This is a genomic window from Mycobacterium sp., from assembly GCF_035314665.1.
Classification (GTDB): domain Bacteria; phylum Actinomycetota; class Actinomycetes; order Mycobacteriales; family Mycobacteriaceae; genus Mycobacterium.
Window position 1 is genome coordinate 1 of the sequence record NZ_DATFZD010000043.1, and the last position, 6,079, is coordinate 6,079.

A 6,079-nucleotide genomic window follows, 5' to 3' on the forward strand; every position below is an offset into this window, starting at 1 on the left:
CGTGCGGTGCGGGCGGGCAGGCATGCGGCTGACGCTAGCAAGCGCTACCGACCCGTTCAGACAGAGACTTGCAACGCGGCGCGGGTCACAGTACGGTATCCGTGTGATCCGGATATCTGGTTGGATATCTGTAAATACGTACTGGAGCCCCTGCCGCATGACCGCAACTGATGAGACCCAGACGCGATCGCGCGTCGGTCCGACGATAAGTGAGTTGTATGAGCTGTATCTCCGTGTGATGCGGCGAGTCGGTCACTACCGCTGGTTCTCCCTGTTCATGAAGCACCTCGGCTCACGGCTAGACCGGGCGCTGATCCGCGCGAGCCGAGGTCGATTCTCCATGAGCGGTCCGCAGCTGACGACGATGCTGCTCACGACGAAAGGCAGAAAAAGCGGCAAAGATCGAACGGTTCCGCTGCACTACGTGCGCGATGGCAAGAATCTCGTCGCCGCTTGCGAGAACTTCGGGCTCGAAACAGCCTCCAGTTGGCCGAAGAACCTGCTCGCCGACCCAACGGCACGCATCGAGATCGGCGGCACCGCTGCAAACTATCTGTCGCGACCCGCTACAGAGGATGAGGTCGCGCGCAACATGCCGAGGCTTATCGGGATGTGGCCCGCGCATGACAGCCACATGGAGCATAATGGCGTGCGCCACGTTATCGTCTTCGAGCCGATCGAGGCGAAAACCTGAGTTTCTCAGCCCAGTTGCGTTGCGCAGCGACAGTGAATGACCACTACCATGCAGCAGTATTCGTATCCTGTTGTGCCCCAAACGATAACGAATATGCTTGCCGGTAACCCACCGTCCGCCGTATTCGGCCTGTAAGCGCCGCTCACCACCACCGGGGCCAAAACCGGTCAACCGCGCGCGAACGCGGTCTTTTACTTTCAAGACGGCCCAGACGTGATCGGGATCGCCTCCAACTACGGCGCCGACAAGCACCCGGCTGGTACCACACCTCACCACAAACCCCCGCGTCCAAATCGCAACGGCGCCGGCCCGGTGATGACCGCGAACGCGGTCAGCGACCCCCGCCGAGCGCAAGCGCCTCTGGGCCATCGCCCGACCGGATCTACCCACTCTGGCCCGACTACCCGCGACGCTCCGAGCGGTGGCATCGCACCATCCCGATCATCCTCCTGCCGGCCGCCGCGACGTGGTTCGTCGTCGCGGATCCCACGCCAGTTCTCGTGGTGAGGAAGCATGCCGGCGTCGATGCCGACGGCCACGCAGGCCTCACCGGCGGCAAGGCGCTTCGCCGGTCCAGACGTGGTTTGAAAATTCGGTTGCCACGCGGGATTTCACGTGCCGCCTACAGATTTGCGTGATTCGGGCTCAAGGACACGGTCTCGAGAATCTGGATCACTCCGCCGACCGCCGCGATGCGGGCGGACGGGCATGCAGCTGACGCTTGCAAGCCCGTCCGGGCAATCCGGGAAAAGCACTTGCCACGAGGCGACGGACACAGTAGAGTCACGAATGTGATCCGGATATCCGGTTTGATATCCGTAAATACGTACCACACGAAAGGTTCCGACACATGTCCGCACCCGTATCTCCAGGCATGTTCCGCACCAACAGCGGCGTCCCGCTGCCGTTGGTCGCTTTACCGCAGGACGACCTGCTGACCGTCAACATCGACCAGATCCCGCTGCTCAAGGACGCGATGGGCCCCGGCATCCACATCAAGCCGCTGCGCCTGGACCCCGAAAAGGGACAGGTGGTCCTCATGGCCACCATGGCGCCTGGTTGCCTCCTGCCCATCCACTACCACACCGGTACGGCTGAGGTGTACACGTTCTCGGGCTGCTGGAGGTACGCCGAGTACCCCGACCAGCCGCAAACCGCGGGCGACTACCTGTATGAGCCCGGCGGCTCGGTGCACACCTTCTACTGCCCCGAGGACAACACCGAAGACACCGTCGTGCTGCTGTGGATGGAAGGCGCGCAAATCGGCTTCAACCAGGACGGCACGCTGCAACACATCAACGACGCGACCTCCATTCAGCACGTGACCGAGACCGTGTCGGCGGCACAGGGCACCGGACCTGTCCCCTACATCCACGGCGGCAACGCCGGCTTGAACAAGTCCTAAGTCACACCACCTCCGCGGTTCCCGCCGGGCGCGCGACCCCGCGCCCCAAGGCGGGCCACGACGGTGCCACGAAATCAGAAAGAGAGAAATCATGCCATCGGCGTTTGACGGCGTCCGGGTCCTCGAATTGGGCCAGATCTACAACGGCCCATACTGCGGGCTCCTGCTCGCGCAGCTCGGCGCCGACGTCATCAAGATCGAGCCACCCGGCGGAGAGCAGCTACGCTTCCGCTCCCACCAGCCGACCGAGTCCCACGAGTTCGTGATGCTCAACTCCAACAAGCGCAGCGTGGTGCTCGACCTCAAGACCGACGCCGGTCGCCAGGCGCTTCTCGACCTGGTCAAGACCGCCGACGTGCTCATCGAGAACTTCGCGCCGGGCACCATGGAGCGCCTCCAACTCGGCGCGGAGCGACTCCTCGAGCACAACCCGCGCCTGGTCGTCGCCTCCGGCAAGGGCTATGGGTCCACGGGGCCCTATGCACACATGTCGGCCATGGACATCACCGTGCAGGCGATGTCGGGGAGCGCCTCGGCCACCGGCGATCCCGACGGGCCACCGACCAAGTCCGGTGCCGCGTTCGTGGACTTCTCCGGCGGCATCCACCTGTTCGGGGCAATCAGCGCGGCCCTGTTTCAGCGTGAGCGCACCGGACGGGGCCAGATCGTCGAGGTCTCGATGCACGACACCATCTACCCGATGATGGCGTCCAGCCTGGGCGGGCTGCACAACAACCCCGATCGAGTGCTGCCCGAGCGCACCGGAAACCGCCATTCGGGCTTGGCGGTTGCGCCCTACAACATCTATCCGACCAGCGACGGCTGGCTGGCGATCATCTGCATCGCGGAGCGGCACTGGCACGGCGTCGCGACAGCATTGGGCCGCCGCGAGCTGATCGACGACCCGCGGTTTCGCACCGAGCAGGACAGGGTCGCCAACATCGACGGCGTCGACGAAGAGGTGTCCTCGGTCACCAGAACCCGCACGCGCGCCGAGCTGGTCCGGGACCTGCAGGCCGCCGGGGTGCCCTGCGCACCGGTCAAGTCGATCCGTGAGGTCGACACCGACGAGCACCTGATACAGCGCGGCATGATCCGGTATGTCGAGCACGCCGCGCGGGGTCGGGTGCCGGTCCCGGGATGTCCGCTGCGGCTCAGCGACTCCCCGGTGGGCCCGCTGCGGGCCGCCCCGCCGCTGGGCTCCTCGACAGCGGAGGTCTTGGCGGAACTGCCGGGCGAGGGGGCCCAACATGTCCTTTCTGCCTGAACCCGGCACTGCGCTGGCGGCGTATTACGCCCAGACCCAGCCGCGGATCGGAGGCCTCCTGTCGCGGCGCAGCCTCGGCACGCTGGACGCGGTGACCATTGGCCGTTACGCCATGACCATCGGAGCCACCGACCCGAGCCACCACGACCCGGACGCCGCACGGGCGGCCGGCCATCCCGATGTCGTGGCGCCACCCAACCTGCTCGCCGCGATTGTGGAGTGGGGTATCGGCACCCCCGAGGCCCAGCTGCAGCCTGACGGAACCCCGCACGACGGTGACATGCCCCTTGGTGACGGCGAACTCGGGCTTCGCGTGATGGGCGCGGGCGAAGAGATGGAATTGGTTTACCCCGTCGTGGCGGGGACGGAATTGGTGCTCGAGACGACCCTCGAGGCGGTCACGCCAAAACAGACCCGGTCCGGCCCCTGCGTGTTCGTCACCACCCTGAACACCTTCATGTCCGCCGACGGTGCCGTCCTCAACCGCAACCGGCGCACCGTCGCACTACGCAACCCCGTGCAGGAGTCGTAATGTCCCTCAGCTTCCAGGTCGGAGATGTGCTCCCACCGCTCAAGCACACCGCTACGGCCTTTCAGTTGTTCCGCTACAGCGCGGTCACCTGGAACCCGCACCGCATCCACTTCGACCAGCCCTACGCGCGCGAGGAGGGCCACGCGGGTCTCGCGCTGCACTCCCACCTCCGGGCGGCGCTCGCCCTGCGCTGCGTCACCGAGGGCCTCGGCCCGCGGTGGCGGGTCACCAAGGTCGCCTACCGCCTGCGCAAGCCTGTGTATGCGCCGGCCGAGCTGACCTACACCGCCCGGGTGACGGCAGTCGAAGGCGACAGCCTGACCCTCGAGCTGATCGAGGAGCAGCCCTCCGGCGACGTGGGGTTCGAAGGGACGGTGCGGGTCAGCAAGACAAGCAAGACGAGCAAGACACCGGGAGCAACGACATGACATCAGCACTCGGACGCGGGCAGCGTCCCATCCGCGTCGGGAACTGCTCCGGCTTCTACGGTGACCGGGCTTCGGCCATGGCCGACATGGCGCGAGCCGGCGGCATCGACGTCCTCACCGGTGACTACCTCGCCGAGGTCACGATGCTGATCCTCGGCAAGGCGCGCGCCAAAGACTCCACCAAGGGCTATGCGACCACCTTCCTGGCGCACTTGGACGCGGCGCTCGAACACCTCGTCGCCAACGGGATCCGGCTCGTCGTCAACGCCGGAGGACTCAACCCCGCCGGGCTGGCCGACGCGACCCGCGAACTGATCGCACGCCACGGCTACGACCTGCGGGTCTCCCACATCGGAGGCGACGACGTCTTCGGCCGCCTCGACGCTCTGCAGCAAGCCGGCCATTCATTGCCGCACCTGACGAGCGACGAACCGCTGTCGTCGTGGCCGCACCAGCCGCTGACGGCCAACGCGTATCTGGGCGGATTCGGCATCGCGCGCGCGCTGGACCACGGCGCCGACGTCGTCATCACCGGCCGCGTCGCCGACGCGTCACCCATCGTTGGTGCCGCCGCCTGGTGGTGGAGTTGGACCCAGGATGACTACGACGGGCTCGCCGGCGCGGTTGCTGCCGGACACGTCATCGAATGCGGTCCGCAGGCGACCGGCGGCAACTTCTCCGGGTTTCGTACTATTGCCGACCTCGTGCAGCCAGGGTTCCCGATCGCCGAAATCGCCGCCGACGGCTCCTCGGTGATCACCAAGAACCCGGGCACCGGCGGCGCCGTCACCCAGGACACGGTCACAGCTCAACTGCTCTACGAGATCGGCGACCCCGCCTACCTCAACTCCGACGTGATCACTCACCTGGACACCGCCACGCTGGCCGATCTCGGCGACGACCGCGTCCTGATCCGCGGCGTGCGCGGCTCGGCGCCACCGGCGACGACCAAGGTCGCCATCACCGGGGTCGGCGGCTGGGAAAACAGCATGATCCTCGCGCTCACCGGCACCGACCTCGACGCCAAGGCGGCACTCGTCGAGGGAGCCGTCCACGACTACATCGAGGCCGTGGACGCGATCGATGCGGTCGCCATCGACCGCATCGGGCAAGCCCAGCACGATCCCGACAGCCAGAATGCCGGAACACAGCTGCTGAGGATCGCCGTGCAGGGCACCAAAGAGGCCGCGGGCCGAGCGTTTTCGTCACGGATGGTCGAGCTGGCCCTATCCAGCTACCCCGGGATGTACTCCCTCGGCCCGCCCCAACCAGGGTCGGCGTTCGGTGTCTACTGGCCCGCACTGCTCGACCAAGCAGTGCTCGACCACATGGTCCATCACTTCGATGGCACGACGGAGGTCATCGCGCCGGGCAATCCACACGGCACCCGAGTCGCGGTGACCGCGCAGGCCGACCCGTCGTCCGCGCAATCGGCGCAACCGGCATGGACCGACGAACTCGTCGTCACCTCACTCGGTGACCTCGTGCATGCCCGCTCGGGCGATAAGGGCGGCGACGCGAACCTCGGTGTCTGGGTGCGCAACCGGCACGCGTGGGAGTGGCTCAATTCGACCCTCACCGTTGACGAACTGCGACGCCTCCTCCCCGAAACACGCGAACTGACCATCGCGCGTTACGAACTGCCCAACCTCGGCGCCGTCAACTTCCTCATCCGAGGATTGCTCGGGACCGGCGCCACCTCATCATTGCGGCTGGACGCGCAGGCAAAAGCACTCGGCGAATGGCTGCGCGC

General features: G+C 66.4%; 6 protein-coding genes and 1 pseudogene. All 7 read left to right on the forward strand.

Annotation, left to right across the window (positions count from 1 at the left end):
- Positions 1-157: 157 nt before the first annotated feature.
- On the forward strand, positions 158-694 hold the full coding sequence (locus VKI00_RS03275; RefSeq protein WP_324435345.1) for a nitroreductase/quinone reductase family protein: 537 nt from the start codon (positions 158-160) through the stop codon (positions 692-694).
- A 153-nt stretch (positions 695-847) separates the two neighbouring features.
- A pseudogene (locus VKI00_RS03280) lies at positions 848-1,201 on the forward strand (nitroreductase/quinone reductase family protein); the annotation flags it as partial.
- Between the two features lie 343 nt (positions 1,202-1,544).
- Positions 1,545-2,099, forward strand: coding sequence for a 2,4'-dihydroxyacetophenone dioxygenase family protein (locus VKI00_RS03285; protein ID WP_324435347.1), 555 nt, complete (start codon positions 1,545-1,547; stop codon positions 2,097-2,099).
- Positions 2,100-2,190: 91 nt separating this feature from the next.
- Entirely contained in the window at positions 2,191-3,366 is a 1,176-nt protein-coding gene (locus VKI00_RS03290; RefSeq protein ID WP_324435349.1) for a CoA transferase, read from the forward strand.
- Positions 3,350-3,898, forward strand: coding sequence for an FAS1-like dehydratase domain-containing protein (locus VKI00_RS03295; RefSeq protein ID WP_324435351.1), 549 nt, complete (start codon positions 3,350-3,352; stop codon positions 3,896-3,898). The genes VKI00_RS03290 and VKI00_RS03295 overlap by 17 nt, the downstream gene beginning before the upstream one ends.
- Complete coding sequence (locus tag VKI00_RS03300) at positions 3,898-4,326, forward strand: acyl dehydratase (RefSeq protein WP_324435352.1); 429 nt, start codon at positions 3,898-3,900, stop codon at positions 4,324-4,326. The genes VKI00_RS03295 and VKI00_RS03300 overlap by 1 nt, the downstream gene beginning before the upstream one ends.
- Positions 4,323-6,079, forward strand: a 1,757-nt coding sequence (locus VKI00_RS03305; protein WP_324435354.1) for an acyclic terpene utilization AtuA family protein, incomplete at its 3' end; no start/stop codon positions are given. The genes VKI00_RS03300 and VKI00_RS03305, both read left to right, overlap by 4 nt.

What these genes read in the sequence shown, in the direction of transcription:
- VKI00_RS03295 (WP_324435351.1), top strand. Translation starts at nt 3,350, where the DNA reads ATGTCCTTTCTGCCTGAACCCGGCACTGCGCTGGCGGCGTATTACGCC.
- VKI00_RS03300 (WP_324435352.1), top strand. Translation starts at nt 3,898, where the DNA reads ATGTCCCTCAGCTTCCAGGTCGGAGATGTGCTCCCACCGCTCAAGCAC.
- VKI00_RS03290 (WP_324435349.1), top strand. Translation starts at nt 2,191, where the DNA reads ATGCCATCGGCGTTTGACGGCGTCCGGGTCCTCGAATTGGGCCAGATC.
- VKI00_RS03275 (WP_324435345.1), top strand. Translation starts at nt 158, where the DNA reads ATGACCGCAACTGATGAGACCCAGACGCGATCGCGCGTCGGTCCGACG.
- VKI00_RS03285 (WP_324435347.1), top strand. Translation starts at nt 1,545, where the DNA reads ATGTCCGCACCCGTATCTCCAGGCATGTTCCGCACCAACAGCGGCGTC.